This is a genomic window from Escherichia sp. MOD1-EC6162 (assembly GCF_002965125.1).
Lineage (GTDB): Bacteria > Pseudomonadota > Gammaproteobacteria > Enterobacterales > Enterobacteriaceae > Escherichia > Escherichia marmotae.
This window is the reverse complement of record NZ_PTSB01000001.1, coordinates 114,156-138,048: the sequence shown is the minus strand read 5'-3', so window position 1 is coordinate 138,048 and position 23,893 is coordinate 114,156. Positions and strand designations below refer to the sequence as shown.

Sequence of the window (23,893 nt, the reverse complement as noted above, 5' to 3'; positions counted from 1 at the left end):
AGTTCGTAAGTCAGAAAGCCGCCGACATGTTCGGCGGTTTTTTATGGTGCCTTTGACACCATCACCCAACAATAACCGTCAGCGCATGATTCCCTTGTCGCAGCATACGTCGATACGCGCTAATCAACTTCTCCATATCAAGCATGATCGACGCAAAGAGTTGGCCCTCTAACTCTTCTGAAAAGGTCACTCCCGGATAAATCTCCATTTCATTGAGTCGCTTAATGGAAAACTGTTTACGCAGCTCACTTCGATCCAGAGCTTCCAGGCGGTCGATTGTCGCGGCTAACTCCTGATTCCAGGTCAATCCCAGGAAACCATCTATGCCATCTTCGAGGCTGTGTTCACCAAGCACGGCACGACTTAGCGGGTCATTCTTCGCGGGATCAAAAGCAGAGGTACCTGTCAGGCCAAAATGTAAAAAATCCCAGCGCTTATCAATATCCAGTCGGCGTAAACCTGAAAGCGTGTCGTGAATATTGTCCATCAAAGGTTTTTCAGTAGACTCAAGCAGTTGGTTAACCTTTTCTGAATTAATTTCCGCAAAATAACCAATCATTCCCATTTGTTTTCCTCCGTTGAATTTCATTTTTCGCATCTTAAATCAGATGCCACAAAATAAAATTACAGCAGTCATTTTTCTGGAGCTGCCTCGAGAAATTTTTATTATTTACTGTTATGCAACAAACTAATAACGCCATCAATTACCTGCGCCATTTTCTGGTAATTGAGTCTGTCTGCAGTATCGCCAGACTGGTGATATTGTTTATTTCGATAAAACGCAGTGTCTGTAATCATGACGGCAGGAATATCTTGCTGCCAGTAATTGAGATGGTCGGAGAAATCGATACCGGGAATAAATCCCGGTGCGTTAATAGAATAAACAGGCAACTCTGTTGCTGATAACAACGCAGATTTTACCTGACGCACAGCGCTGATATCCTGCATTCTGCCAACCACTGCAATAAAATCACCACGGTCGGGATAAAGCCAGGACATGACAGAGTAAGGGTAATCCTGACTCCCGGATGCGGAGTCGTAATAACCAATCATCTCCAGCGCTATCATTAATTTCACCGGACGCTCAAGCGAAGCGGCGTGTACCGCGCTCCCCATTTCATCGCTACGAAAGAAGGGCGGTTCTTCCGACGCATAGGCGACTAGTTGAACGCCTGTTTTCGGCGCTTGCTGCTGTAACAAACGTGCCAGCTCCAGTAGTCCGGCGACGCCGCTGGCGTTATCATCCGCGCCTGGCGTATAGATTAATTGGTCGTTTTCATAACTGGTTGCGGAATCATAGTGCGCCCCAATAATAATCAGCGATCCATCGGCAGGACCGTAATCAGCAACAATGTTTTTGTAGGGGCCACCAGTAATGGGGACGTCCTGCACGGTAACTCTGGCACCGCTACTGACAAAGACCTCTTTTATATACTCTGCGGATCTATTCAGATTATCAATATTGTCAGCACTACGTGGATGCACAGTTTGTGTAAAGTAACGAACTGTTTTTTCTAATTGCTCGGGACTTGCGTGCCGGGGCGTTGGCGGTAATGCATTGACCCAGGGTTGATAAAAAACAATTAGAGGAAGTGAAAGCAAGAACAATATAAAAAAGGGAAAGGTTATTTTTTTCATATACAAATTATTAATAGGTTTTGTTGTTGAATTATTATTTGTTATGGGTTTCGGGATTGTATTTTATTAAGATTGGTCGGATTATACAAAGAGTCTATTTTATGTCTGGTAGCTGAGTTTATTTAAAAGGATTTTATATGCGAAATAAAAATATAATCATGTTGCTTATTAGTAGTTTGATTTTGTCAGGATGTGGGCAGGAATCTGATGATAAGGAAAGTCAGCAACAACAATCTACTACACCCACAGACCAGCAAGTACTTGCCGCGCAACAAGCGGCAACAAAAGTGGCGGAGCAAAGAGCCGCCGCCGCTAAAGCCGCTGTAGACGCGAAAGCAAAAACCTTAGCCCAGCATGAAGCGCAACAATCCTCAGACAAACAGGCTTTGCAGGGGCGATTGCAGGAAGCGCCAACATTTGAAAGAGCGGCTAAAGCAAAAGCTACACGTATCGCAAATCCAGGAACAGCTCGCTACCAGCAGTTCGATGATAATCCGGTTAAGCAGGTAGTGCAAAACCCGTTGGCGACGTTTAGCCTTGACGTCGACACCGGCAGCTATGCAAATGTACGGCGTTTCCTCAATCAAGGGCTGTTACCTCCTCCAGACTCTGTGCGGGTGGAGGAGATGGTCAATTATTTTCCGTCAGACTGGGTTATTAATGATAAAAGCAATAATAAAGAGCCTGTTCCCGCCACTAAGCCAATACCTTTCGCTATGCGCTACGAACTGGCATCTGCGCCCTGGAATGAGCAGCGAACATTGCTGAAAGTTGATATCCTGGCGAAAGATCGCAAAAGTGAAGAGTTACCAGCTTCTAATCTGGTCTTTCTTATCGACACTTCTGGTTCAATGATTTCTAGTGAACGTTTGCCACTTATTCAGTCTTCGTTGAAATTATTGGTCAAAGAACTTCGTGAGCAGGATAACATTGCCATCGTAACCTACGCTGGCGACTCCCGTATTGCGTTGCCTTCTACCTCAGGGAATCACAAGTCAGAAATTAATGCCGCGATTGATTCACTGGATGCGGAAGGCAGTACCAATGGCGGTGCCGGGCTGGAACTGGCTTATCAGCAGGCGGCGAAGGGGTTTATTAAGGGCGGCATCAATCGCATTTTATTGGCCACTGACGGTGACTTTAACGTTGGTATTGACGATCCAAAATCGATTGAATCAATGGTCAAAAAACAGCGGGAGTCCGGTGTTACTCTTTCGACGCTTGGCGTGGGGGATGACAATTACAACGAGGCAATGATGGTGCGAATTGCCGATGTTGGTAACGGCAACTACAGCTACATTGATACTCTCTCTGAAGCGCAGAAAGTGTTGAACAGTGAAATGCGGCAGACGTTGATTACCGTAGCAAAAGATGTCAAAGCGCAAATAGAGTTTAACCCCGCGTGGGTAACGGAATACCGTCAGATTGGTTATGAAAAGCGCCAACTTCGGGCGGAGGATTTTAATAACGACAACGTTGATGCGGGGGATATTGGCGCAGGTAAACATATAACGTTGTTATTCGAATTAACGCTGAATGGGCAAAAAGCATCAATTGATAAGTTACGCTATGCCCCGGATAACAAATCAGCGAAATCAGATAAAGCGAAAGAACTGGCCTGGTTAAAGATTCGTTGGAAATACCCGCAGGGAAAAGAAAGTCAGTTAGTTGAATTCCCGTTGGCACCCACAATAAACGCACCTTCAGAAGATATGCGTTTTCGCGCAGCAGTCGCTGCGTTTGGGCAAAAATTGCGCGGTTCTGAATACCTGAATAATACATCCTGGCAGCAGATCGAACAGTGGGCGCGGCAAGCGAAAGGACCGGATCAACAAGGCTACAGAGCGGAATTTATTCGCCTGATTGGGCTGGCGGAAGGTCTGGACAATTCACAAAACTAAAAATGATAAATCTGTTTGCCGGATATCGACATCAAGCGTATTCGGCAAACAGATGAAAAATACGTCAAATAAGTGCGTTGGCATCATTAAATTAATCTGCCAACTAACCACCGCTTTCGACTTAAATGCTAAACACCGCGAAATCGCTCGCCAGTTCGGTTGCCGGGAAAATCGACCGACATTCGTGTAACAAGTGCTGACAGCCTTTATCATCATAGCGCGAACTAACATGGGTAATGATTAGTTTACCGACACCAGCTTCACGGGCCAGTGCCGCCGCCTGGCGTGTGGAGCTGTGGCCGCGACTGTTGGCTTTGGCCTCCATCGCCATATCCAGCGTCGCTTCGTGAACCATTATGTCGACACCTTTAGCAAGGTCGATTGCGGCATCGCAAGGGCCGGTATCACCGAAAATGGCGATTGATTTACCCGGTGTAGGCGCGTCTAAATAATCAGCACCGTTAATCTGCCGACCGTCTTCCAGCGTGACTGTTTTGCCTTTTTTCAAATCCTGAAATAACGGACCGGGTTGTACACCGGCATCTTTTAACGCCCGGGCGTTCAGCGCGCCAGGTTTATCATGTTCTTCAATACGATAGCCGTAACATTCCAGCGGATGTTCCATCGGATAAGCTGTCACTTTACGCAAGCCATCATCAAGAATTTCGCCTGCGCTAATTTCAATAATCTCCAGTGGATAATCAGTCCACGAGCCACTAATGCGTAACGCTGTCTCAACAAATTCACGGATACCTTGCGGACCATAAATGGTTAAGGGTTGCACAATGCCTGACATGGAACGACTGCATAGCAACCCGGGCAAGCCAAAAAGATGATCGCCATGTAAATGGCTTATAAAAATCCTGTCCAGTTTTCCGGGGTTAAATGCCGTGTGCAACATCTGGTGTTGTGTACCTTCACCGCAGTCAAATAACCAAAGCCCGGCTCGCGTTGGATGTTGCAGATTAAGCAATATTGCCGTGACATTCCGTGTTCGGGTCGGAACCCCCGCTGAAGTACCTAAAAAAATTAATTCCATGAGTTCATCACGCTGCTGAAAATATTCCAGCTAGTATAAAGCAAACAGCACAAAGGAGCCTTCCATGATCGACTGGCAAGATCTGCATCATTCTGATTTATCTGTTTCTCAGCTTTATGCCTTATTACAACTACGCTGCGCGGTATTTGTGGTGGAGCAAAACTGCCCTTATCAGGATATCGACGGTGATGATCTGGTAGGAGAAAATCGCCATCTTCTCGGCTGGCATCACGGGACACTGGTGGCGTATGCGAGGATCCTGAAAAGTGATGATGATCTCGAACCGGTGGTGATTGGTCGGGTGATTGTCAGCGAAGCCTTACGCGGCGAAAAAATCGGTCAGCAATTGATGAGCAAGGCGCTGGAATCATGTACGCGCCACTGGCCGGACAAGGCGATTTATCTGGGGGCGCAGGCGCACTTACAAAACTTTTATGAGCAATTTGGTTTCATCCCAGTGACCGATATTTATGAGGAAGATGGTATTCCGCATATCGGGATGGCGCGCGAGGTTAATCAGGCGTGATTGATAACAGTTGTCTATAGTTAGTGGCAGGTTTTACGTAAATGGAGAACGAGAATGTCTAATCAATTTAGTGATACACGTATCGATGACGACCTGACGTTACTGAGTGAAACACTGGAAGAGGTGCTACGCTCCTCTGGCGATCCCGCCGATCAAAAATATGTTGAGCTAAAGGCGCGGGCAGAAAAGGCGCTGGATGATGTGAAAAAAAGGGTAAGTCAGGCTTCCGACAGCTATTACTATCGGGCGAAGCAGGCGGTATATCGTGCCGATGACTACGTCCATGAAAAACCCTGGCAGGGGATTGGCGTGGGCGCGGCCGTTGGACTGGTATTAGGACTGTTGCTGGCACGCCGTTAAAACCTCCCTACACTGGGGTACTGCATTTTTTGTGCAGTACCCCGTATAATGTGAGGCTTTTAACAGGGAGAGGTCCGCGTGCAATCACTTACTACGGCGCTGGGAAATCTACTGCGCCATTTGTCGCAAGAGATTCCGGCGACACCCGGCATTCGGGTTTTCGATGTTCCTTTCCCCCTTAATGACGCTTTTGATGCTTTAAGCTGGTTGGCCAGTCAGCAAACGTATCCGCAATTCTACTGGCAACAACGTAATGGTGATGAAGAGGCCGCGGTGCTGGGCGCGATTGCCAGCTTTACGTCGTTGGACCAGGCACAACGTTTTCTTCGTCAGTACCCGGAACATCCCGACTTACGCATTTGGGGGCTGAATGCGTTTGACCCGTCACAAGGTCATTTACTTTTGCCGCGTCTGGAATGGCGGCGCTGTGCGGGAAAAGCGAGCTTTCGCCTGACCCTTTTCAGCGAAACGTCCCTTCAGAATGACGCAAATCAGGCAAAAGAATTCATTACTACACTGGCGAATACCAAACCGTTGCCCGCGTTGCATTTAACCACTCCACAAGAAAACCACTGGCCAGACAAATCGGGCTGGACGCGGTTAATTAAACTGGCGACCGACAGCATTGCGGAAGGTGAGCTGGATAAAGTCGTACTGGCGCGGGCGACAGATCTGCATTTTGCAAGTCCGGTCAATGCGGCGGCAATGATGGCTGCCAGCCGTCGACTGAATCTTAACTGTTACCATTTCTACATGGGCTTTGATGGCGAAAGCGCATTTCTCGGCTCAACGCCTGAGCGACTATGGCGGCGGCGTGACAAAGCGCTGCGCACTGAAGCCCTTGCCGGAACGGTGGCAAATCACCCCGACGATAAACAGGCGCAGCGGTTGGCCGAGTGGCTGATGGCGGATGATAAAAACCAACGTGAAAACATGCTGGTGGTGGAAGATATCTGCCAGCGATTACAGTCTGATACCCAGACACTGGATGTTTTGCCGCCGCAGGTACTTCGCCTGCGAAAAGTACAACATCTGCGTCGCTGCATCTGGACTTCACTCAATAAAGCAGACGACGAGGTTTGCTTGCATCAGTTGCAGCCAACGGCAGCCGTAGCAGGCTTACCGCGCGATCTGGCGCGGCAGTTTATCGCGCAACACGAACCGTTTACCCGTGAATGGTACGCTGGCTCTGCGGGTTATCTTTCTCTACAACAAAGTGAATTCTGCGTTTCCCTGCGCTCGGCAAAAATCAGTGACAATGTAGTGCGTCTGTATGCCGGAGCAGGTATTGTCCGTGGCTCAGATCCCGAGCAAGAGTGGCAGGAAATCGACAACAAAGCGGCAGGACTGCGGACTTTATTACAAATGGAATAGTAATGAGTCGCATCATTATCGATTCATATCAATAATCTAATTTTGTAGCTCTCTATACTTAGCCGCAATATTGATACCGGACAAACTCATGTCAGTAAGCGCATTTAACCGACGCTGGGCGGCGGTCATTCTGGAAGCATTAACACGTCACGGCGTCAGACACGTCTGCATCGCCCCTGGCTCTCGTTCTACGCCATTAACTCTGGCGGCAGCGGAAAATTCCGCATTCATTCATCACACCCATTTTGATGAGCGTGGGCTGGGACATCTGGCGCTGGGGCTGGCGAAGGTCAGCAAACAGCCGGTGGCGGTGATTGTGACCTCCGGCACGGCGGTAGCGAATCTCTATCCGGCGCTGATTGAGGCTGGGTTAACTGGAGAAAAACTGATCCTGTTAACCGCCGATCGTCCTCCGGAACTGATTGATTGCGGTGCGAATCAGGCGATTCGCCAGCCGGGTATGTTCGCTTCTCATCCCACGCATAGCATTTCACTACCACGCCCGACCCAGGATATTCCTGCGCGTTGGCTGGTTTCCACCATCGATCACGCTTTAGGTACGCTGCATACGGGGGGAGTCCATATCAACTGCCCGTTTGCCGAACCGCTGTATGGCGAGATGGACGACACGGGGCTGGCGTGGCAACAACGCCTGGGCGACTGGTGGCAGGATGATAAACCGTGGCTGCGTGAAGCCCCTCGGCTGGAGAGCGAAAAACAGCGCGACTGGTTCTTCTGGCGGCAAAAGCGCGGCGTGGTGGTTGCGGGGCGCATGAGTGCGGAAGAGGGCAAAAAAGTTGCCCAGTGGGCGCAAACTCTTGGCTGGCCGCTGATTGGCGACGTGCTGTCGCAAACCGGGCAACCGCTGCCGTGTGCCGACTTGTGGTTAGGTAATGCTAAAGCGATTGGCGAGTTACAGCAGGCGCAGATTGTGATCCAGATGGGTAGTAGCCTGACCGGAAAACGGTTACTGCAATGGCAGGCGAATTGTGAACCGGAAGAATACTGGATTGTTGATAACATCGAAGGGCGACTCGACCCGGCGCATCACCGTGGACGTCGGCTGATTGCCAATATTACTGACTGGCTGGAGTTGCATCCGGCTGAAAAACGTCAGCCCTGGTGCGTGGAGATCCCGCGTCTGGCTGAACAGGCGATGCAGGCAGTTGTTACCCGTCGCGATGCATTTGGCGAAGCGCAACTGGCGCACCGCATCAGCGAATACCTACCGGAACAGGGGCAACTGTTTGTCGGTAACAGCCTGGTGGTGCGTTTGATCGACGCACTCTCGCAACTTCCGGCAGGTTACCCGGTTTACAGCAACCGTGGAGCCAGCGGTATTGACGGTCTGATCTCGACCGCCGCTGGCGTTCAGCGGGCGAGCGGTAAACCGACACTGGCGATTGTTGGCGATCTCTCGGCGCTTTACGACCTGAACGCGCTGGCCTTGTTGCGCCAGGTTTCCGCGCCGCTGGTATTAATTGTGGTGAACAATAACGGCGGGCAAATCTTCTCGCTACTTCCCACACCAAAAAGCGAGCGTGAGCGTTTTTATTTAATGCCACAGAACGTTCATTTTGAGCACGCTGCCGCTATGTTCGAACTGAAATATCATCGCCCGCAAAACTGGGATGAGTTTGAATCGGCTCTGGCTGGCGCATGGCGCACCCCGACCACCACCGTGATTGAAATGGTCGTTAACGATACTGATGGTGCGCAAACACTCCAGCAGTTGCTGGCGCAGGTAAGCCATTTATGATCCTGCATGCGCAGGCAAAACACGGCAAGCCAGGTTTACCCTGGCTGGTTTTTCTGCACGGTTTTTCCGGAGATTGCCGCGAATGGCAGGAAGTGGGCGAGGCGTTTACGGACTACTCGCGATTGTATGTGGATCTCCCCGGACACGGCGGTTCAATGGCTATCAGCGTTGATGGTTTTGCTGATGTCACCGATTTGCTGCATAACACCCTTATTAGTTACAACATACTAAATTACTGGCTGGTGGGATACTCCCTCGGTGGACGCGTGGCGATGATGGCGGCTTGTCAGGGGATGCCGGGGATTGGTGGGGTGATTGTCGAAGGCGGGCATCCAGGGCTGCAAAGTGCTGAACAACGTGCAGAACGTCAGCTTTCCGATCACCGCTGGGCGCAGCGTTTTCGCTCAGAACCGTTAACCGCGGTATTTACCGACTGGTATCAACAGCCTGTTTTTGCCTCGCTCAACGATGAGCAACGCCGGGAGCTGGTGGCACTGCGCAGCAACAATAACGGTGTAACTCTTGCCGCCATGCTGGAGGCTACTTCTCTCGCCGTCCAGCCTGATTTACGTGCTAACCTTAGCGCCCGCACATTTACGTTTTATTATTTATGTGGTGAACGTGACAGCAAATTCCGCGCTCTGGCAGCGGAACTGGCTGCCGACTGCCATGTCATTCCTCGCGCCGGACATAACGCGCACCGGGAAAATCCCGCTGGCGTAATCGCAAGTCTGGCGCAGATCTTGCGTTTCTGACTAAAGGACACAATATGATTTATCCTGATGAAGCAATGCTTTACGCACCGGTTGAATGGCACGACTGTTCCGAAGGTTTCGAGGACATTCGTTATGAAAAATCCACCGACGGTATCGCAAAAATCACCATTAATCGTCCGCAGGTGCGCAATGCCTTCCGTCCTCTGACGGTAAAAGAGATGATCCAGGCGCTGGCGGATGCGCGTTATGACGATAACATCGGCGTAATTATTCTGACTGGCGCAGGCGATAAAGCATTCTGCTCTGGCGGCGATCAGAAAGTGCGCGGCGACTACGGCGGCTATAAAGATGACTCCGGCGTACATCACCTGAACGTGCTGGACTTCCAGCGTCAGATCCGTACCTGTCCGAAACCAGTTGTCGCGATGGTTGCAGGTTACTCCATCGGCGGCGGTCATGTTCTACATATGATGTGCGACCTGACCATTGCGGCTGAAAACGCTATTTTCGGTCAGACTGGTCCGAAAGTTGGTTCCTTCGACGGTGGCTGGGGCGCTTCTTATATGGCTCGCATTGTCGGGCAGAAAAAAGCGCGTGAAATCTGGTTCCTGTGCCGTCAGTACGACGCCAAACAGGCGCTGGATATGGGCCTTGTGAACACCGTTGTACCGCTGGCGGATCTGGAAAAAGAAACCGTCCGCTGGTGTCGCGAAATGCTGCAAAACAGCCCAATGGCACTGCGCTGCCTGAAAGCCGCGCTGAATGCTGACTGTGATGGTCAGGCGGGGCTGCAGGAGCTGGCAGGTAACGCCACCATGCTGTTCTACATGACGGAAGAAGGTCAGGAAGGTCGTAACGCTTTCAACCAGAAACGTCAGCCTGATTTCAGCAAATTCAAACGGAATCCGTAATGCGTAGCGCGCAGGTATACCGCTGGCAGATCCCCATGGACGCGGGGGTGGTTCTGCGCGACAGGCGGTTAAAAACCCGCGACGGGCTGTATGTTTGCCTGCGTGAGGGCGAGCGTGAAGGGTGGGGAGAGATCTCCCCACTGCCGGGTTTCAGTCAGGAAACCTGGGAAGAAGCGCAAAGCGTGCTGCTTTCCTGGGTAAATAACTGGCTGGCAGGTGATTGCGAGCTACCGCAGATGCCTTCCGTCGCCTTTGGTGTGAGCTGTGCGCTGGCGGAGCTTACTGATGCGTTGCCGCAGGCAGCCAATTACCGTGCAGCGCCGCTGTGTAATGGCGATCCCGACGACCTGATCCTCAAACTTGCCGATATGCCTGGTGAGAAAGTGGCGAAGGTCAAAGTGGGATTGTACGAAGCGGTGCGCGACGGCATGGTGGTGAATCTGTTGCTGGAAGCGGTTCCGGATCTGCATTTGCGTCTTGACGCAAATCGCGCCTGGACGCCGCTGAAGGGGCAGCAGTTTGCGAAATACGTCAACCCTGATTACCGCGACCGCATCGCCTTCCTTGAAGAACCGTGCAAAACCCGTGATGATTCGCGCGCGTTTGCCCGTGAAACCGGCATCGCTATTGCCTGGGATGAAAGTCTGCGTGAGGCGGATTTTGCCTTTGTGGCAGAAGAAGGGGTTCGGGCTGTGGTTATCAAGCCCACGCTAACCGGTAGCCTGGAGAAAGTGCGTGAACAGGTGCAGGCAGCCCACGCGCTGGGGCTGACGGCGGTGATCAGTTCTTCCATCGAGTCGAGTTTAGGTTTAACGCAACTGGCGCGGGTTGCCGCCTGGTTAACGCCCGACACTATTCCGGGGCTGGATACGCTGGATCTGATGCAGGCGCAGCAGGTTCGTCGCTGGCCGGGTAGCCCGCTGCCGTTAGTGGAAGTGGATGCACTGGAGCGGCTGCTATGATCTTCTCTGACTGGCCGTGGCGTCACTGGCGGCAAGTGCGGGGAGAAGCCATTGCCTTGCGTCTCAATAACGAGCAACTCAACTGGCGCGAGCTTTGTAGTCGCGTCGATGAGTTGGCTTCGGGTTTTGTGGCGCAGGGTGTGGTTGCAGGCAGCGGGGTGATGTTGCGGGCATGGAATACACCGCAAACGCTGCTCGTCTGGCTGGCGCTACTACAATGTGGGGCGCGAGTTCTGCCCGTAAACCCACAGCTTCCGCAACCGTTGCTTGAGGAATTGTTGCCCAATCTTACTCTGCAATTCGCGTTGGTGCCGGAAGGAGAAAACACGTTTCCGGCGTTAACTTCGCTGCAAATTCAGGTAGGAGAAGGCGCATACGTTGCCTCGTGGCAGCCGCAGCGTTTGTGCTCCATGACCTTAACTTCTGGTTCCACCGGTTTGCCGAAAGCCGCTGTCCATACCTGCCAGGCACACCTTGCCAGTGCGCAAGGTGTGTTATCGCTGATCCCCTTTGGTGAGCACGATGACTGGTTGCTCTCTTTGCCGCTGTTTCATGTTTCCGGTCAGGGGATTTTGTGGCGCTGGTTATACGCTGGCGCGCGGATGACGGTACGCGACAAACAACCGCTGGAACAAATGCTGGCAGGCTGTACTCACGCCTCGCTGGTGCCGACGCAGCTCTGGCGATTGCTGGTAAATCGCAGTTCGGTTTCCCTGAAAGCGGTGTTGCTTGGCGGCGCGGCAATTCCGGTCGAACTGACGGAGCAGGCACGCGGGCAGGGCATTCGTTGCTTTTGCGGCTATGGCCTGACAGAGTTCGCCTCTACGGTGTGTGCGAAAGAAGCCGACGGTTTAGCTGATGTCGGTTTTCCGTTGCCGGGGCGGGAAGTCAAAATCGTCAAGGATGAAGTATGGCTGCGGGCTGCCAGCATGGCGGAGGGTTACTGGCGGAACGGACAACTGGTGCCGCTGGTCAATGACGAAGGCTGGTACGCTACCCGCGATCGTGGTGAGCTGCATAATGGCAAGTTGACTATTGTCGGGCGCTTAGACAACCTGTTCTTTAGCGGCGGCGAAGGTATTCAGCCAGAAGAGGTGGAGCGGGTTATTGCTGCGCATCCGGCGGTTTTGCAGGTATTTATCGTTCCCGTTGCAGACAAGGAGTTTGGTCATCGACCGGTAGCCGTTGTGGAGTATGACCAGCAAAGTGTTGATCTTAGCGAATGGGTAAAAGACAAGCTGGCGCGTTTTCAGCAACCAGTGCGTTGGCTTATGCTGCCGCCAGAGTTGAAAAACGGCGGCATTAAAATTTCACGTCAGGTGCTAAAAGAGTGGGTGCAACGTCAGGATTAAAAAATCATTAGTTTCATCTCTCATTTCCGCTATTCCATTGCCGTTGATAAAGAGTTTATCTGTTAATCTGTAAATTAATGTGAAAGTTCTTATTAAACAGGATGGTGCAATGGAATGGCTGGTCAAAAAATCGTGCAGTGATAAGCAAGATAACAGACACATACTGAAGCTTTGTGATGCTGGCGGCACGATAAGAATGATTGCTGAAGTGCAAACTGACTTTAGCGTTAAATCAGGTGACCTGCTTTCTCCTCTACAGGATGCGCTTTATTGCATTAACCGGGAAAAGCAGCACACGGTGAAAGTCCTCTCGGCAAGCAGTTATAGTCCTGATGAGTGGGAACGACAGTGTAAATCTGGTGAAAAACATCAGTAACGTTGTTTTGCAATCGGCATGAAAATCAGCGTTAATCCGCACATAATACAGGCTACGCCCAGCATAGCCTTCAGCGAAAAAGTTCCTTCCCAGCCGGGAAGTATCATTGATGCAATCCATACCAGTACATAACTTACACTCAGTAAGGCGTAGGCTTTGCTGAGTGCCAGTTGATGTAACGCTTTATACCAGCAAAAAACGGAGATCAGATAACCAACCAGGCCGACAACCAGCATTCGGGCACCGAAATCAAAAGCAAAAAGCGCTGCGATAAAATCCCATAATTGCGTCATCGGCGGCAGATGACTCGCCGCATAACCCAGACTTAATTGTGCAGCGGAAGCAATAATGACGCTGAATAATCCCCACATCAGACCCATTACACCGTACTCCCCAGGATCACAATGCCGCCAATAATGAATGCCACCCCACACCAGTGGCGAAAAGACACCGGTTCGTGCCACAGTTTTATTGCTGCCAGCGTCACCCAGACAAAATTCAGGCTCAACATCGGGTAGGCAATGCCTACCGGCACGTTCTGTAATACCAGTAGCCAGAGTGCCATTGCCAGCCCGAGGCACACCAATGCCAGCGTCAGCCACAGTGCAATATGTTTGCGCCGTTTACTTACCGCCACAAAGCGAGTTGCCTGTTTCTGGCAGAGTTGCCCGGCTACGCTAAGCAGGCTGGCAAAGACTAAAATCAGCCAGATCATTTGGGGCGATACTGAATGAGTACCAGACGCCCCTGATGATCGACGGCATCTGCAGGTGGAATGGCGAGACGGTTGATATCCTCATCGTGGTCAACCGAAAGCACGAGTGTAATAATCCCCTCCTGTCGATGCTGATTTAGCCATTTGGCAAAATCATCGCCGCTGACAAATCTGCTTTTCGCATCCGGGTAATTAAGACCATATTTCAATTCACCCGTCTGGCGATACATGATGATGTCGTCGCGTTGCAGGCTCCATGCCAGACCAGCGGCAACACCGACGCTATCAGTAAGAATATAGCGGCTCGGCTGGAGTGACTCTTGCGTCATCTCAACAAAAAACTGCGGGTGTTTCCCTTCCATGACTCTGTCGGGGATCGCAAATCCCACGAGCAATGCCAGCCCCAACGGACAAAGCGCCGCAAAGGGCCAGTTTTTTTCCACATTCGTTAAGGTGTACCAACCGAAAAATGCCCACAGCGAAAAAATCGACCAGGAACAAAAGACCTTATAGATTTCGAAAGTCTGCCAGACAGGCGTGCCCATTGGTCCCCAGGGCGAAACAACAAACGTGGCAATAATGCCAGTGACGCCAAAAGCGATGTTAATCCAGCCATTAATCCGCAGCGCCAGAGGATTATTTTTTGCTGCCAGCAAAGCGTAATGCACCATCAGCATTGCCAGAGGCGCAAAGCAGGAGAGAATATAGGTCGGTAATTTACCTTTGGCGACAGAGAAAAACAGCAGCGGCATCACCGCCCAGCTCAAGAGATAGACGGTTGCGGAATGACGACGGTTTTTCCAGCTTGCGCGCAGCGCGCCGGGGAGCAATCCCAGCCACGGCAGACTACCGGCAATGATGACAGGCAAGTAGTACCAGAACGGGGCTTTATGTTGGGCATCATCCATCGCAAAGCGTTGAACATGTTCAACCCAGAAAAAGTAATGCCAGAAGTCAGGCTCCCGTTGTGCTATTGCCAGCCCCCAGGGAAGAACAGTCAGTACGCAACTGGCAACAGCCAGCCCGCCGTAAATAAGGAGATCTTTCCAGCGTTTTTGCATGGCTACCCACGGCAGCACGCTCAATACCGGTACGGCGAGGGCGAGAAAACCTTTAGTCATCACCCCCATGCCGCAGGTTAACCCCAGCAGTAAAAATCCCGCGCTTTTGCCTTTCCAGGTTTGCGCGTCCATTGCCAGCCAGAAGCTGCACATTCCCGCCATCAGCCAGAATGCAATGAATGGGTCGAGCACCGCATAAGTGCCGATGGCGTAGACAATAAACAGCGAGAGATAAACCACTGCGGCGAGTAGTGCCAGACGCTTATCGTGCCATAAACGCAGAGAAAACCAGGCCACCAGCGCGGCGGTTAACAAGGTCGCAAAGATAACGCCTGCCCGCACACCAACGTTATTCGCGCCAAACAGCCATTGCCCAATACTGTTGATCCAGTATCCGGCAATGGGTTTTTCGAAATAGCGTAGCCCTAACAGATGGGGCACAATCCAGTCGCCGGAGGCCAGCATTTCCCGACTGATTTCCGCATAACGCGTTTCATCGGGTTGCCAGAGCAGACGATAATTAATCGGCAAGAGATAATAGACAGTGATAAACGCAAAGAATGCTGCGTAATAGCGAACAGATTTCATGGACGAGTTCCCGCAGCTTGTTGGCAACCGAGCCAGCCTTCACGTCCGGCAATACTTCCGCGGACAACTTGCCCGAGTGGCAAAGTCTCTGATAACAACTCGCTTAAAGGGCAAAACGTAATACCTGCACAGGCGGCACGTTTCAGAAGATCGACAAAATAATGCTGATAAGTGCAGCCTTCGACTTCTGCATGAATGGTATAAACTGGCGTCCCTTTCTCTCGCAGGATGCGGTTGAGCAGCCAGCCGTTAAAATCTTCCGCTTTCACATCCCGGCCAATGACCTCATCCCAGGTGGGTAACGTCACCGGGATTTGTGCTGTACCCGGTTTTCCTGATTCGAGCAACGGACGAAACGGCATTACTCCGCGACAATCGCTGTTGTAGCGCAAATGGAACGCTTCTTTTGCCTCAATCACCTGTTGATCGGCTCGCCAGCCAGCGGCGGCGGAACAGGTTATCGGTTGGCCAATAATCTCTTCCAGTGTGTGAAGACCACGCGCGATATCGTTCACCATCGTTTGCCGATCCCAGCTACCGCTATGGGCTTGCCAGGCGTGGTGATCCCAGGCGTGCAGGCCAACTTCGTGGTGTTTAGCCGCTTCACGAATGATGTCGGCATTGGCGTGGCCAATCTCTTTTCCTGGCCATGCAGTGCCTGCCAGCAGAATATCCCAGCCATAAAGCGACGCTGCGTTTGATCGCAACATCTTCATCAAAAACTGCGGCTTCACCAGCCGCCAGAGATGACGGCCCATATTGTCGGGGCCGACGCTGAAAAAAATGCTGGCCTGAATATTATGCTGACTCAAGATTTCCAGCAGACGCGGCACGCCTTCGCGGGTGCCGCGAAAGGTATCAACATCAATGCGTAAGCCCACTTTGATCATGATTATTTATCCGTAAGATCGACAGTGCGCAGGAAGAAATCCAGCGTCTCATCGATGGTTTCCTGCATATCAATTTTCGGTTCCCAATCCAGGCAGCGGCGGGCATTGCGGATGCCAGGCTTACGATGTGCCACGTCCTGATATCCTTTACCGTAGTAGCTGCTACTTTCGACGATGCGAAAGCCTGCAAACGGTGGGAAGTGATGGCGTAGAGGATGTTTTTCAAAGCTTGCCAGTAGCATCTGGCCCAGTTCTTCAATGCTCGCTTCGTTATCGGGGTTGCCGATATTAATAATCTCGCCATCACAGCGATTTCCCGTGTTTTCGATAATGCGAAACAGTGCTTCGATGCCGTCCCGAATATCAGTAAAGCAGCGTTTTTGTTTTCCGCCATCAATCAGCTTAATTGGCGATCCTTCTACCAGGTTTAGAATGAGTTGTGTAATGGCGCGCGAACTGCCAATTCGCGCTGCATTAAGGTTATCCAGCCGTGGCCCCATCCAGTTAAACGGCCGGAAGAGGGTAAACTGCAATCCTTCTTTTTCGCCGTACGCCCAAATCACCCGGTCAAGCAATTGTTTTGATACCGAATAAATCCAGCGCGGTTTATTCACCGGCCCGACGATCAAATTAGAATGGTCTTCGTCGAAATATTTATCATTACACATCCCGTAAACTTCCGAGGTCGACGGGAAGATAATTCGCTTACGGTACTTCACGCAGTAACGGATAATGCGCAGATTCTCTTCAAAATCGAGTTCAAATACGTGCAGCGGGTTGCGGGTATACTCAATCGGTGTGGCAATCGCCACCAGCGGCAATACGACATCACATTTTTTGACGTGGTACTCAATCCATTCAGAATGAATGCTGATATCACCTTCGACAAAGTGAAAATGCGGATGATTAAGGAAACGACTAATGGCGTCGCTGCCGATATCCAACCCGTAGACTTCATAATGATCTTCGCGCAGCAGGCGTTCTGTCAGATGGTTGCCAATAAAGCCATTCACCCCGAGGATCAACACCCGGGTACGGCGTCGGGCGGTGCAAACAGGTTGACTGTTAAGTCTTGAACCTTCAACCAGCCCTAGCGTCTGGGCTAATTGCGAACCTTGCATAGTAATTCCATCGCCCGCCTGTCCGGTGACAATTTCCAGCGCACCATCGCCACAGGCAATTAACAGCGGTGCAGCAGAAATCACGCTCCCCGGTTGTGCTGTGGACGCATGAGAATGCACGCGTGACGACCAGACGGTGAATTTCTGATTGCCTACATAGCTGAAGGCGCCAGGCCACGGATCGGCAACGGCACGCACCATGTTATGCAGTACGGATGCCGGTTTGTGCCACTCAAGGACGCTGTCATCTGGCGTTCTGCGACCAAAACAGGTGGCTTCGTTCTCGCGCTGGGCGATTTCCAGAATATTACCGTGTTTAATGGCGGGTAACGTCTGTTCCAGCAACTGACGCGCGGCGTAGCACAATTTATGATGCAGCGTAATGGCGATATCGTCCGGTGCAATGGCAACGCGTAGCTGGGCAACAATGGCTCCGGCATCGGCACGTTTCACCATCCGATGCAACGTAACGCCAGTTTCCGTTTCACCGTTCACCAGTACCCAGTTCAGTGGCGCGCGGCCGCGATATTTCGGTAACAGCGAACCATGCAGATTAAACGCGCCAGTGGGGGCAAGTTGCAAAATCTCGTCGCTGATCAAATGGCGATAATAAAAAGAGAAAATCACATCAGGTGACAGTTGGGCAATGCGTTCCACCCACAGAGGATGATTAACGTTATCCGGCGCGTAAACCGGAATCCCTCTTTCCGCCGCCAGGCGAGCGACCGAACCATAAAATGCTTTTTCGCCAGGATTATCGGTATGAGTAAAAATGGCGCTAATTTCGTAACCGGCAGCCAGCAAGGCTTCAATACCCAGGCAACCCATATCGTGATAGGCAAAAACGACGGCTTTCATTATTCATTTTCCTTGCTGGATGGGTGGATAACTTGCTGCACAAAATAGCGGGGGCGGGCGCGGACATCGGTGTAGATCCGGCCAATATATTCACCGAGTAATCCCATGCCGATAAACTGAGCGCCAATAAAGGTAAACAGTACGGCAAACAGCATAAAGACGCCTTCTGCCGCCCACTGCGGTCCGAACGTCAGGCGTAAAATCACCAGTAGTACCGCAATGCTAAAACCACCAATCGCAATAATGCTGCCAAGCAGACTAAGCATACGTAACGGTGTGGTCGTGAGGCAGGTCACCAGGTCGTACATCAAATTAATCAGGCGCATAAAGCTGTATTTTGATTCGCCAAACTCACGCTCGGCATGGTGTACCGGAATTTCAATGGCGCGGCGGGCGAAGATATTCGCCAGAATCGGAATAAAGGTGCTGCGTTCATGGCAGTGCAACATGGCATCGACAATATGACGACGATAAGCGCGCAGCATACAGCCGTAGTCGCCCATCGCTTTGCCGGTGGTGCGCTGGATCAGTCGGTTAATCATCTTCGAGGCAGTTTTACGAAACCAGGTGTCCTGGCGGTTCTGGCGCACAGTCCCTACCACGTCGTAACCTTCATCGGCTTTTTCCACCAGGTGGGGGATCTCTTCTGGCGGATTCTGGAGATCGGCATCAAGAGTAATGATTAAGTCGCCGGTAACGTGACTGAAACCCGCCATAATTGCCGAATGTTGTCCGTAATTGCGGTTAAGCAAAATAGACACAATATGGCTGCCCTCTGCTTGTGAGGCATCGACCAGCATTTGCGCAGAATTGTCGTTACTGCCGTCATCAACCAGCAGTATTTCATACTCTTTGCCCAGCAATTCACAGGCTGCGGTGGTGCGCCTGATTAATTCCGGTAAACTTTCCTGCTCGTTATAAACGGGAATAACCACCGAGACTTTCTTAACAGGGTGGATGTCAAACATGGCTTATTGTCCTGCGAGTTGCTGAAGGGCTGTGATGACGCGGTCGGCATCGGCGGTGGTCATATCCGGGAAAAGCGGCAACGAACAGATGCGTTCGCTATTCCATTCGGTATTCGGTAACGACAGCGTGGGAAAACGCTCACGATAATATTTTTGCGTGTGAGCTGCGCGGAAATGTAACCCAGTGCCAATGCCTCTTTCTTTCAGTGCTTCCATCAACGCATCGCGGCTGATATCACAACGTTGTTCATCAACACGAATAATAAACAGATGCCAGGCGTGAACATGTGGCCATGTGGGAAGCTTCAGAGGCTGGAAGGGTAGATCCACCAGTGCTTGTTGATATTGCAGGGCAATTTCTCGACGACGGGTATTTAGTTGCTCTAATTTATTCAACTGCGTCAGAGCAATCGCGGCGTTAATATCGGTCAGATTGTACTTATAGCCTGGTGTTAATACTTCAGCCTGCGGTGCGCGACCCCATGTTTTTCGGTCGTATGCATCGACACCCAGACCATGAAATTTCAACATGCGTAACTGGCGAGCGAGATTTTCGTCATCAGTAACGACTAATCCACCTTCCGCACAGGTAATATTTTTGATGGCGTGAAATGAAAAAATAGCGGTGCCCTTCGCGCCAATATGTTGACCTTTGTAATTTGTACCGACGGCATGGGCGGCATCTTCAATGACTGCGATATCGTAGCGTTCACCAATGGCGCGAATGGCGTCAATATCTGCCGGCGCTCCGGCATAATGCACCGGGATGATCGCTTTGGTACGAGGTGTAATGGCCGCTTCGATCGCTTCAGGCGTGACCATCAGCGTATCGCGATCAACGTCCACCATCACCGGTGTTGCGCCCAACAGGGAGATCATATTGAGAGTTGAAACCCAGGTCATGGAGGGAGTAATGACTTCATCATCAACACCAACCCCCAGCGCCATCAGCGTGATGTGCATTCCGGCAGTGGCTGAACTGACTGCGATGGCATGCTGATTTCCCGTTAACAGGCAAAAGGCTTGTTCAAGTGCCTGATTCTTCGGACCGGTAGTGATCCATCCTGATTCGAGAACTTCTTTAACCGCGGCGAGTTCTTCCACACCCATTGCCGGACGTGAAAAAGGCAAAAAGTCTGACATGGTTTTTCCTTCGGTCATTGAATATCTTTCCCAGTTATTCGCTAATATTTGTCATAGGGAGCGTTATGTCTATTTTGCCATTTGGAGTGAAATTCTAAGGTTAGAATATTAATTTAACCTTAAGGAATAAATATAAGACTTAAATATTATTTTTTTTGTTTTTTCATCTTATTCGGGCTTTTAATTTGACAAAATTTAAGGCATTTTGCGTGCGCCGTAATGTTTTAATTTATCCCGCCACTATTTACCGATGAAAATGACGTTTGTTTTCACGGCCATTTAGTTGGCTACGCTTGTCTATAGGTGGAGCTTACGTGTTAGCTTTTTGTCGGGCTTTGTTGAAGTCTAAAAAATATATCTTCATTTTACTGGTGCTTGTGGCGATTGTGGGGCTGGGTACACATGCTGCCTGGAGCAGTAATGGTTTGCCACGTATCGACAATAGAACGCTGGCCAGATTAGCGCAGCAGCACCCGGTTGTGGTTCTGTTTCGCCATGCGGAACGCTGCGACCGTTCCTCCAATCACTGCTTGTCAGACAAAACAGGCATTACGGTGAAAGGTACTCAGGATGCCCGTGAACTGGGCAAAGCTTTCAGCGCGGACATCCCTAATTTCGATCTTTATTCCAGTAATACCGTTCGGACTATTCAATCAGCGAGCTGGTTTTCTGCTGGAAAAAAACTGACGGTAGATAAACGATTTCTACAATGTAGAAATGAGATTTATAGCACAATTAAGGAGTTACAAAGCAAAGCACCAGATAAAAATATCGTTATTTTCACCCATAACCATTGTCTGACCTATATCGCTAAAGATAAACGTAACGTGACATTTAAACCAGATTATCTGGATGGGCTGGTAATGCATGTGGAAAAAGGCAACGTTTTACTGGATGGTGAATTTGCTAATCACTGATATTTTTAATATGACAGCCAATAATGGCTGTCATTACTGTTACATCAGACCTTTCAAACGTAATGTTTTTTTGGTGGCGACATTCAAATCATAGTGCGCAAGATCTTCAGGTTTTACCCATGCATAGTCCTGAAACTCTTCGTTAATTTTTACTTCACGGTTGGCAGAGACGCAGTCAAAGATTAGGTAAATCATATAAATCTCTTCCTTGCGACCATCTGCGTAGGTCTTGATGCGGATATCATCACTGAAGGTCCATGGTGTGATGTCAGTAAGAATCAGTTGTTCGCCCAGCTCTTCTCTGATTTCACGACGTAATGCTTCTTCAATACGCTCGCCGGGCTCTACGCCGCCACCAGACAGCGCCCATTGTCCGGGGAAAACGCCGCGATCGTCGGCCATTTTACACAGCAGATAAGCACCATCATTTTGAATTAAGGGACAAACGATAGTCCGTTGTCGCATGGGAATATTCCTTACCATCGAAAATAAAATAAAAGAATACGGCAATGGACAAACAGGTGAAAGTAGCATTTGTCTTTTGGGTGATGATAGCCACGATGATTATTTGGCTGGCAATCAATTTTTGATGGCTGCTTTTTCTGCACTTAATTATTCAAGAAGTATTTAGTTACAATAAGTTAGCAGATCGCTTTTTTCACGCATTGAATCCTCTGCGTCAGGCAGTACAATCCCGCAGCTTTGGGGACTTTTAATTATCTTCTTGCGGGAAAAGGTAAAAATGAAAAAATTGGCGCTGCCAGTTCTGGCTGGAATGCTATTGGTTTCTGCATCGGCAAATGCGATGAGTATCAGCGGTCAGGCGGGAAAAGAATATACCAATATTGGTGTTGGTTTCGGTACTGAATCGACCGGTCTGGCATTAAGCGGTAACTGGACACATAACGATGACGACGGTGACGTCGCGGGCGTTGGTCTGGGATTGAATCTGCCGCTGGGTCCGCTAATGGCAACCGTGGGTGGTAAAGGCGTTTATACCAACCCGAACGACGGTGATGAAGGCTATGCCGCGGCGGTAGGCGGTGGCTTGCAGTGGCAAATTGGCGATAGCTTCCGTCTGTTTGGCGAGTATTACTACTCTCCGGATTCGCTCTCCAGCGGTATTAAAAGTTATGAAGAAGCGAATGCTGGCGCGCGTTACACTATTATGCGTCCAGTCAGCATTGAGGCGGGCTACCGCTATCTGAATCTGTCGGGTAAAGACGGCAACCGCGACAACGCGGTGGCTGACGGCCCTTATGTCGGGGTTAACGCCAGCTTCTGATGCCTTTCGGCGCGGCGTTCTGCCGCGCCATTCAGTTTCTTTCTACGCCTTATCTCCCTTTGCGTTATAGTGATTCGATAACAAAAGCAGGAGATAACCATGTTAAAAGTGGAAATGTTATCCACAGGGGATGAAGTGTTACACGGGCAAATCGTTGACACTAACGCTGCCTGGCTGGCTGATTTTTTCTTTCATCAGGGGTTGCCATTATCTCGCCGTAATACGGTGGGCGATAACCTTGAGGATTTAGTCACCATTCTGCGTGAACGTAGCCAGCACACCGATGTGCTGATCGTCAACGGTGGTCTGGGGCCGACCAGCGATGATTTAAGCGCACTGGCTGCTGCGACAGCAAAAGGTGAGGGATTAGTTCTTCATGAAGCCTGGCTGCAAGAGATGGAACGCTATTTCCGCGAACGTGGGCGCGTGATGGCGCCGAGTAACCGCAAACAGGCGGAGCTGCCAGCCAGTGCTGAATTTATCAATAATCCGGTTGGCACGGCCTGTGGTTTTGCTGTGCAACTTAACCGTTGCCTGATGTTCTTTACCCCAGGCGTGCCTTCGGAATTTAAAGTGATGGTGGAGCATGAAATTCTGCCGCGCCTGCGTGAGCGTTTTTCCTTACCGCAGCCACCGGTTTGCCTGCGTTTGACTACCTTTGGTCGTTCAGAAAGCGATCTGGCGCAAAGCCTGGACACGTTGCAACTGCCGCCGGGCGTAACGATGGGCTATCGCTCTTCCATGCCGATTATCGAATTGAAACTCACCGGACCGGCAAGCGAGCTACAGGCGATGGAAAAACTATGGCAGGACGTTAAACGCGTCGCCGGACAGAGCATGATTTTTGAAGGCACCGAAGGACTACCTGCGCAGATCAGCCGGGAATTGCAACGTCGCCAGTTCAGTCTGACGTTGAGCGAGCAATTCACCGGTGGTTTATTGGCGTTGCAACTTTCTCGTGCTGGTGCGCCATTACTGGCGTGTGAAGTCGTGCCTTCACAGGAAGAAACACTGGCGCAAACCGCACACTGGATAACTGAACGACGAGCCAAACATTTCGCCGGGCTGGCACTGGCCATTTCTGGCCTGGAAGATGGGTATCTCAACTTTGCGTTGGCCACGCCGGATGGCACTTTTGCTCTGCGCGTACATTTCAGCACTACGCGCTACAGTCTGGCTATTCGTCAGGAAGTGTGTGCAATGATGGCACTCAATATGCTGCGTCGCTGGCTGAACGGTCAGGACATTGCCAGCGAGCATGGCTGGATTGAGGTTGTTGAATCTATGACCCTAACTGCCTGAGCAGCCACTCCGTGCCGGTTTACTACACCGGCACACTTCTCTCCCGCAAAGGTTGTCCAACCTGTTGTACTCAATAAGAAAAAATCCGTGCGCTAATTCACAAATTTGTGCGTAATTCCTCCAGTCCTCTG

At 50.7% G+C, this 23,893-nt stretch carries 24 protein-coding genes; 13 read left to right on the top strand and 11 right to left on the bottom strand.

Annotated features, from left to right (window positions below):
- Nucleotides 1-61: 61 nt before the first annotated feature.
- Together A9587_RS00625 and A9587_RS00620 are read right to left on the bottom strand one after the other, a co-directional pair.
- The gene (locus A9587_RS00625) at nucleotides 62-565 is read right to left on the bottom strand and encodes a YfbM family protein (protein WP_000525379.1); all 504 of its coding nucleotides are present in this window, start codon (nucleotides 563-565) and stop codon (nucleotides 62-64) included.
- Nucleotides 566-666: 101 nt separating this feature from the next.
- Nucleotides 667-1,638, bottom strand: a complete 972-nt coding sequence (locus A9587_RS00620; RefSeq protein ID WP_001516775.1) for a M28 family metallopeptidase — start codon at nucleotides 1,636-1,638, stop codon at nucleotides 667-669.
- A gap of 137 nt (nucleotides 1,639-1,775) precedes the next feature.
- Here A9587_RS00620 and A9587_RS00615 point away from each other — a divergent pair, with 137 nt between their 5' ends.
- Entirely contained in the window at nucleotides 1,776-3,539 is a 1,764-nt protein-coding gene (locus A9587_RS00615) for a vWA domain-containing protein (protein WP_105263445.1), read from the top strand.
- A gap of 121 nt (nucleotides 3,540-3,660) precedes the next feature.
- Here the strand turns inward: A9587_RS00615 and rbn are convergent, their stop codons facing one another.
- Entirely contained in the window at nucleotides 3,661-4,578 is a 918-nt protein-coding gene (rbn, locus tag A9587_RS00610; RefSeq protein ID WP_000420121.1) for a ribonuclease BN, read from the bottom strand.
- 64 nt (nucleotides 4,579-4,642) lie between these two features.
- Here rbn and A9587_RS00605 point away from each other — a divergent pair, with 64 nt between their 5' ends.
- From A9587_RS00605 to pmrD, 9 genes are all read left to right on the top strand, one after another.
- Nucleotides 4,643-5,104, top strand: a complete 462-nt coding sequence (locus tag A9587_RS00605) for a GNAT family N-acetyltransferase (protein ID WP_000568147.1) — start codon at nucleotides 4,643-4,645, stop codon at nucleotides 5,102-5,104.
- A gap of 54 nt (nucleotides 5,105-5,158) precedes the next feature.
- On the top strand, nucleotides 5,159-5,464 hold the full coding sequence (elaB, locus tag A9587_RS00600) for a stress response protein ElaB (RefSeq protein WP_000070671.1): 306 nt from the start codon (nucleotides 5,159-5,161) through the stop codon (nucleotides 5,462-5,464).
- A gap of 78 nt (nucleotides 5,465-5,542) precedes the next feature.
- Nucleotides 5,543-6,838, top strand: a complete 1,296-nt coding sequence (menF, locus tag A9587_RS00595) for an isochorismate synthase MenF (protein WP_105263444.1) — start codon at nucleotides 5,543-5,545, stop codon at nucleotides 6,836-6,838.
- An 88-nt stretch (nucleotides 6,839-6,926) separates the two neighbouring features.
- Nucleotides 6,927-8,597 carry a 2-succinyl-5-enolpyruvyl-6-hydroxy-3-cyclohexene-1-carboxylic-acid synthase gene (gene menD / locus A9587_RS00590; RefSeq protein WP_038355041.1) on the top strand — a complete coding sequence of 557 codons (1,671 nt, stop codon included), beginning with the start codon at nucleotides 6,927-6,929 and terminating at the stop codon, nucleotides 8,595-8,597.
- Nucleotides 8,594-9,352, top strand: a complete 759-nt coding sequence (gene menH / locus A9587_RS00585) for a 2-succinyl-6-hydroxy-2,4-cyclohexadiene-1-carboxylate synthase (RefSeq protein WP_001516772.1) — start codon at nucleotides 8,594-8,596, stop codon at nucleotides 9,350-9,352. Before menD ends, menH begins: the two co-directional genes overlap by 4 nt.
- A gap of 14 nt (nucleotides 9,353-9,366) precedes the next feature.
- A complete protein-coding gene (menB, locus tag A9587_RS00580) occupies nucleotides 9,367-10,224 on the top strand; it encodes a 1,4-dihydroxy-2-naphthoyl-CoA synthase (protein ID WP_000640000.1) in 858 nt (285 codons plus the stop codon).
- On the top strand, nucleotides 10,224-11,186 hold the full coding sequence (gene menC, locus A9587_RS00575; protein WP_001255642.1) for an o-succinylbenzoate synthase: 963 nt from the start codon (nucleotides 10,224-10,226) through the stop codon (nucleotides 11,184-11,186). The genes menB and menC overlap by 1 nt, the downstream gene beginning before the upstream one ends.
- Complete coding sequence (menE, locus tag A9587_RS00570) at nucleotides 11,183-12,538, top strand: o-succinylbenzoate--CoA ligase (RefSeq protein WP_016248999.1); 1,356 nt, start codon at nucleotides 11,183-11,185, stop codon at nucleotides 12,536-12,538. Before menC ends, menE begins: the two co-directional genes overlap by 4 nt.
- Before the next feature lie 109 nt (nucleotides 12,539-12,647).
- The gene (gene pmrD / locus A9587_RS00560) at nucleotides 12,648-12,914 is read left to right on the top strand and encodes a signal transduction protein PmrD (protein WP_001516769.1); all 267 of its coding nucleotides are present in this window, start codon (nucleotides 12,648-12,650) and stop codon (nucleotides 12,912-12,914) included.
- On the opposite strand, the gene arnF is transcribed toward pmrD, so the two are convergent.
- From arnF to arnB, 7 genes are read right to left on the bottom strand one after another with little or no spacing between them, the layout of a single operon-like run.
- Nucleotides 12,908-13,294 carry a 4-amino-4-deoxy-L-arabinose-phosphoundecaprenol flippase subunit ArnF gene (gene arnF / locus A9587_RS00555; protein WP_000523874.1) on the bottom strand — a complete coding sequence of 129 codons (387 nt, stop codon included), beginning with the start codon at nucleotides 13,292-13,294 and terminating at the stop codon, nucleotides 12,908-12,910. The two genes, pmrD and arnF, sit on opposite strands and share 7 nt — an antisense overlap.
- Nucleotides 13,294-13,629, bottom strand: coding sequence for a 4-amino-4-deoxy-L-arabinose-phosphoundecaprenol flippase subunit ArnE (gene arnE / locus A9587_RS00550; RefSeq protein ID WP_000638004.1), 336 nt, complete (start codon nucleotides 13,627-13,629; stop codon nucleotides 13,294-13,296). Before arnE ends, arnF begins: the two co-directional genes overlap by 1 nt.
- A complete protein-coding gene (gene arnT / locus A9587_RS00545; RefSeq protein WP_001516768.1) occupies nucleotides 13,626-15,278 on the bottom strand; it encodes a lipid IV(A) 4-amino-4-deoxy-L-arabinosyltransferase in 1,653 nt (550 codons plus the stop codon). The genes arnE and arnT overlap by 4 nt, the downstream gene beginning before the upstream one ends.
- Nucleotides 15,275-16,168, bottom strand: coding sequence for a 4-deoxy-4-formamido-L-arabinose-phosphoundecaprenol deformylase (gene arnD, locus A9587_RS00540; RefSeq protein WP_000598503.1), 894 nt, complete (start codon nucleotides 16,166-16,168; stop codon nucleotides 15,275-15,277). The genes arnT and arnD overlap by 4 nt, the downstream gene beginning before the upstream one ends.
- 2 nt (nucleotides 16,169-16,170) lie before the next feature.
- Nucleotides 16,171-18,147: a bifunctional UDP-4-amino-4-deoxy-L-arabinose formyltransferase/UDP-glucuronic acid oxidase ArnA gene (gene arnA / locus A9587_RS00535; protein WP_105263442.1), complete on the bottom strand. Its 1,977-nt coding sequence runs from the start codon at nucleotides 18,145-18,147 to the stop codon at nucleotides 16,171-16,173.
- Nucleotides 18,147-19,115: an undecaprenyl-phosphate 4-deoxy-4-formamido-L-arabinose transferase gene (gene arnC, locus A9587_RS00530; RefSeq protein WP_105263441.1), complete on the bottom strand. Its 969-nt coding sequence runs from the start codon at nucleotides 19,113-19,115 to the stop codon at nucleotides 18,147-18,149. The genes arnA and arnC overlap by 1 nt, the downstream gene beginning before the upstream one ends.
- 3 nt (nucleotides 19,116-19,118) lie before the next feature.
- Nucleotides 19,119-20,258: a UDP-4-amino-4-deoxy-L-arabinose aminotransferase gene (gene arnB, locus A9587_RS00525; protein ID WP_001516764.1), complete on the bottom strand. Its 1,140-nt coding sequence runs from the start codon at nucleotides 20,256-20,258 to the stop codon at nucleotides 19,119-19,121.
- A 314-nt stretch (nucleotides 20,259-20,572) separates the two neighbouring features.
- On the opposite strand from arnB, the gene ais reads away from it, so the two are divergent.
- A complete protein-coding gene (gene ais, locus A9587_RS00520; protein ID WP_105263440.1) occupies nucleotides 20,573-21,175 on the top strand; it encodes a lipopolysaccharide core heptose(II)-phosphate phosphatase Ais in 603 nt (200 codons plus the stop codon).
- 39 nt (nucleotides 21,176-21,214) lie between these two features.
- On the opposite strand, the gene nudI is transcribed toward ais, so the two are convergent.
- Nucleotides 21,215-21,640: a nucleoside triphosphatase NudI gene (nudI, locus tag A9587_RS00515; RefSeq protein ID WP_001516762.1), complete on the bottom strand. Its 426-nt coding sequence runs from the start codon at nucleotides 21,638-21,640 to the stop codon at nucleotides 21,215-21,217.
- A gap of 277 nt (nucleotides 21,641-21,917) precedes the next feature.
- Between nudI and A9587_RS00505 the strand changes: the two genes are divergently transcribed.
- Together A9587_RS00505 and A9587_RS00500 are read left to right on the top strand one after the other, a co-directional pair.
- Nucleotides 21,918-22,460, top strand: coding sequence for a YfaZ family outer membrane protein (locus tag A9587_RS00505; RefSeq protein WP_000731860.1), 543 nt, complete (start codon nucleotides 21,918-21,920; stop codon nucleotides 22,458-22,460).
- A gap of 99 nt (nucleotides 22,461-22,559) precedes the next feature.
- Nucleotides 22,560-23,762, top strand: a complete 1,203-nt coding sequence (locus tag A9587_RS00500; protein ID WP_105263439.1) for a nicotinamide mononucleotide deamidase-related protein YfaY — start codon at nucleotides 22,560-22,562, stop codon at nucleotides 23,760-23,762.
- Nucleotides 23,763-23,893 lie beyond the last annotated feature (131 nt).

What these genes read in the sequence shown, in the direction of transcription:
- A9587_RS00605 (WP_000568147.1), top strand. Translation starts at nt 4,643, where the DNA reads ATGATCGACTGGCAAGATCTGCATCATTCTGATTTATCTGTTTCTCAG.
- A9587_RS00505 (WP_000731860.1), top strand. Translation starts at nt 21,918, where the DNA reads ATGAAAAAATTGGCGCTGCCAGTTCTGGCTGGAATGCTATTGGTTTCT.
- arnC (WP_105263441.1), bottom strand. Translation starts at nt 19,115, where the DNA reads ATGTTTGACATCCACCCTGTTAAGAAAGTCTCGGTGGTTATTCCCGTT.
- pmrD (WP_001516769.1), top strand. Translation starts at nt 12,648, where the DNA reads ATGGAATGGCTGGTCAAAAAATCGTGCAGTGATAAGCAAGATAACAGA.
- menB (WP_000640000.1), top strand. Translation starts at nt 9,367, where the DNA reads ATGATTTATCCTGATGAAGCAATGCTTTACGCACCGGTTGAATGGCAC.
- elaB (WP_000070671.1), top strand. Translation starts at nt 5,159, where the DNA reads ATGTCTAATCAATTTAGTGATACACGTATCGATGACGACCTGACGTTA.
- A9587_RS00625 (WP_000525379.1), bottom strand. Translation starts at nt 565, where the DNA reads ATGGGAATGATTGGTTATTTTGCGGAAATTAATTCAGAAAAGGTTAAC.
- menH (WP_001516772.1), top strand. Translation starts at nt 8,594, where the DNA reads ATGATCCTGCATGCGCAGGCAAAACACGGCAAGCCAGGTTTACCCTGG.
- menD (WP_038355041.1), top strand. Translation starts at nt 6,927, where the DNA reads ATGTCAGTAAGCGCATTTAACCGACGCTGGGCGGCGGTCATTCTGGAA.
- arnF (WP_000523874.1), bottom strand. Translation starts at nt 13,294, where the DNA reads ATGGGTCTGATGTGGGGATTATTCAGCGTCATTATTGCTTCCGCTGCA.
- rbn (WP_000420121.1), bottom strand. Translation starts at nt 4,578, where the DNA reads ATGGAATTAATTTTTTTAGGTACTTCAGCGGGGGTTCCGACCCGAACA.
- menC (WP_001255642.1), top strand. Translation starts at nt 10,224, where the DNA reads ATGCGTAGCGCGCAGGTATACCGCTGGCAGATCCCCATGGACGCGGGG.
- arnA (WP_105263442.1), bottom strand. Translation starts at nt 18,147, where the DNA reads ATGAAAGCCGTCGTTTTTGCCTATCACGATATGGGTTGCCTGGGTATT.
- nudI (WP_001516762.1), bottom strand. Translation starts at nt 21,640, where the DNA reads ATGCGACAACGGACTATCGTTTGTCCCTTAATTCAAAATGATGGTGCT.
- arnD (WP_000598503.1), bottom strand. Translation starts at nt 16,168, where the DNA reads ATGATCAAAGTGGGCTTACGCATTGATGTTGATACCTTTCGCGGCACC.
- A9587_RS00500 (WP_105263439.1), top strand. Translation starts at nt 22,560, where the DNA reads ATGTTAAAAGTGGAAATGTTATCCACAGGGGATGAAGTGTTACACGGG.
- menE (WP_016248999.1), top strand. Translation starts at nt 11,183, where the DNA reads ATGATCTTCTCTGACTGGCCGTGGCGTCACTGGCGGCAAGTGCGGGGA.
- arnE (WP_000638004.1), bottom strand. Translation starts at nt 13,629, where the DNA reads ATGATCTGGCTGATTTTAGTCTTTGCCAGCCTGCTTAGCGTAGCCGGG.
- arnT (WP_001516768.1), bottom strand. Translation starts at nt 15,278, where the DNA reads ATGAAATCTGTTCGCTATTACGCAGCATTCTTTGCGTTTATCACTGTC.
- arnB (WP_001516764.1), bottom strand. Translation starts at nt 20,258, where the DNA reads ATGTCAGACTTTTTGCCTTTTTCACGTCCGGCAATGGGTGTGGAAGAA.
- A9587_RS00615 (WP_105263445.1), top strand. Translation starts at nt 1,776, where the DNA reads ATGCGAAATAAAAATATAATCATGTTGCTTATTAGTAGTTTGATTTTG.
- A9587_RS00620 (WP_001516775.1), bottom strand. Translation starts at nt 1,638, where the DNA reads ATGAAAAAAATAACCTTTCCCTTTTTTATATTGTTCTTGCTTTCACTT.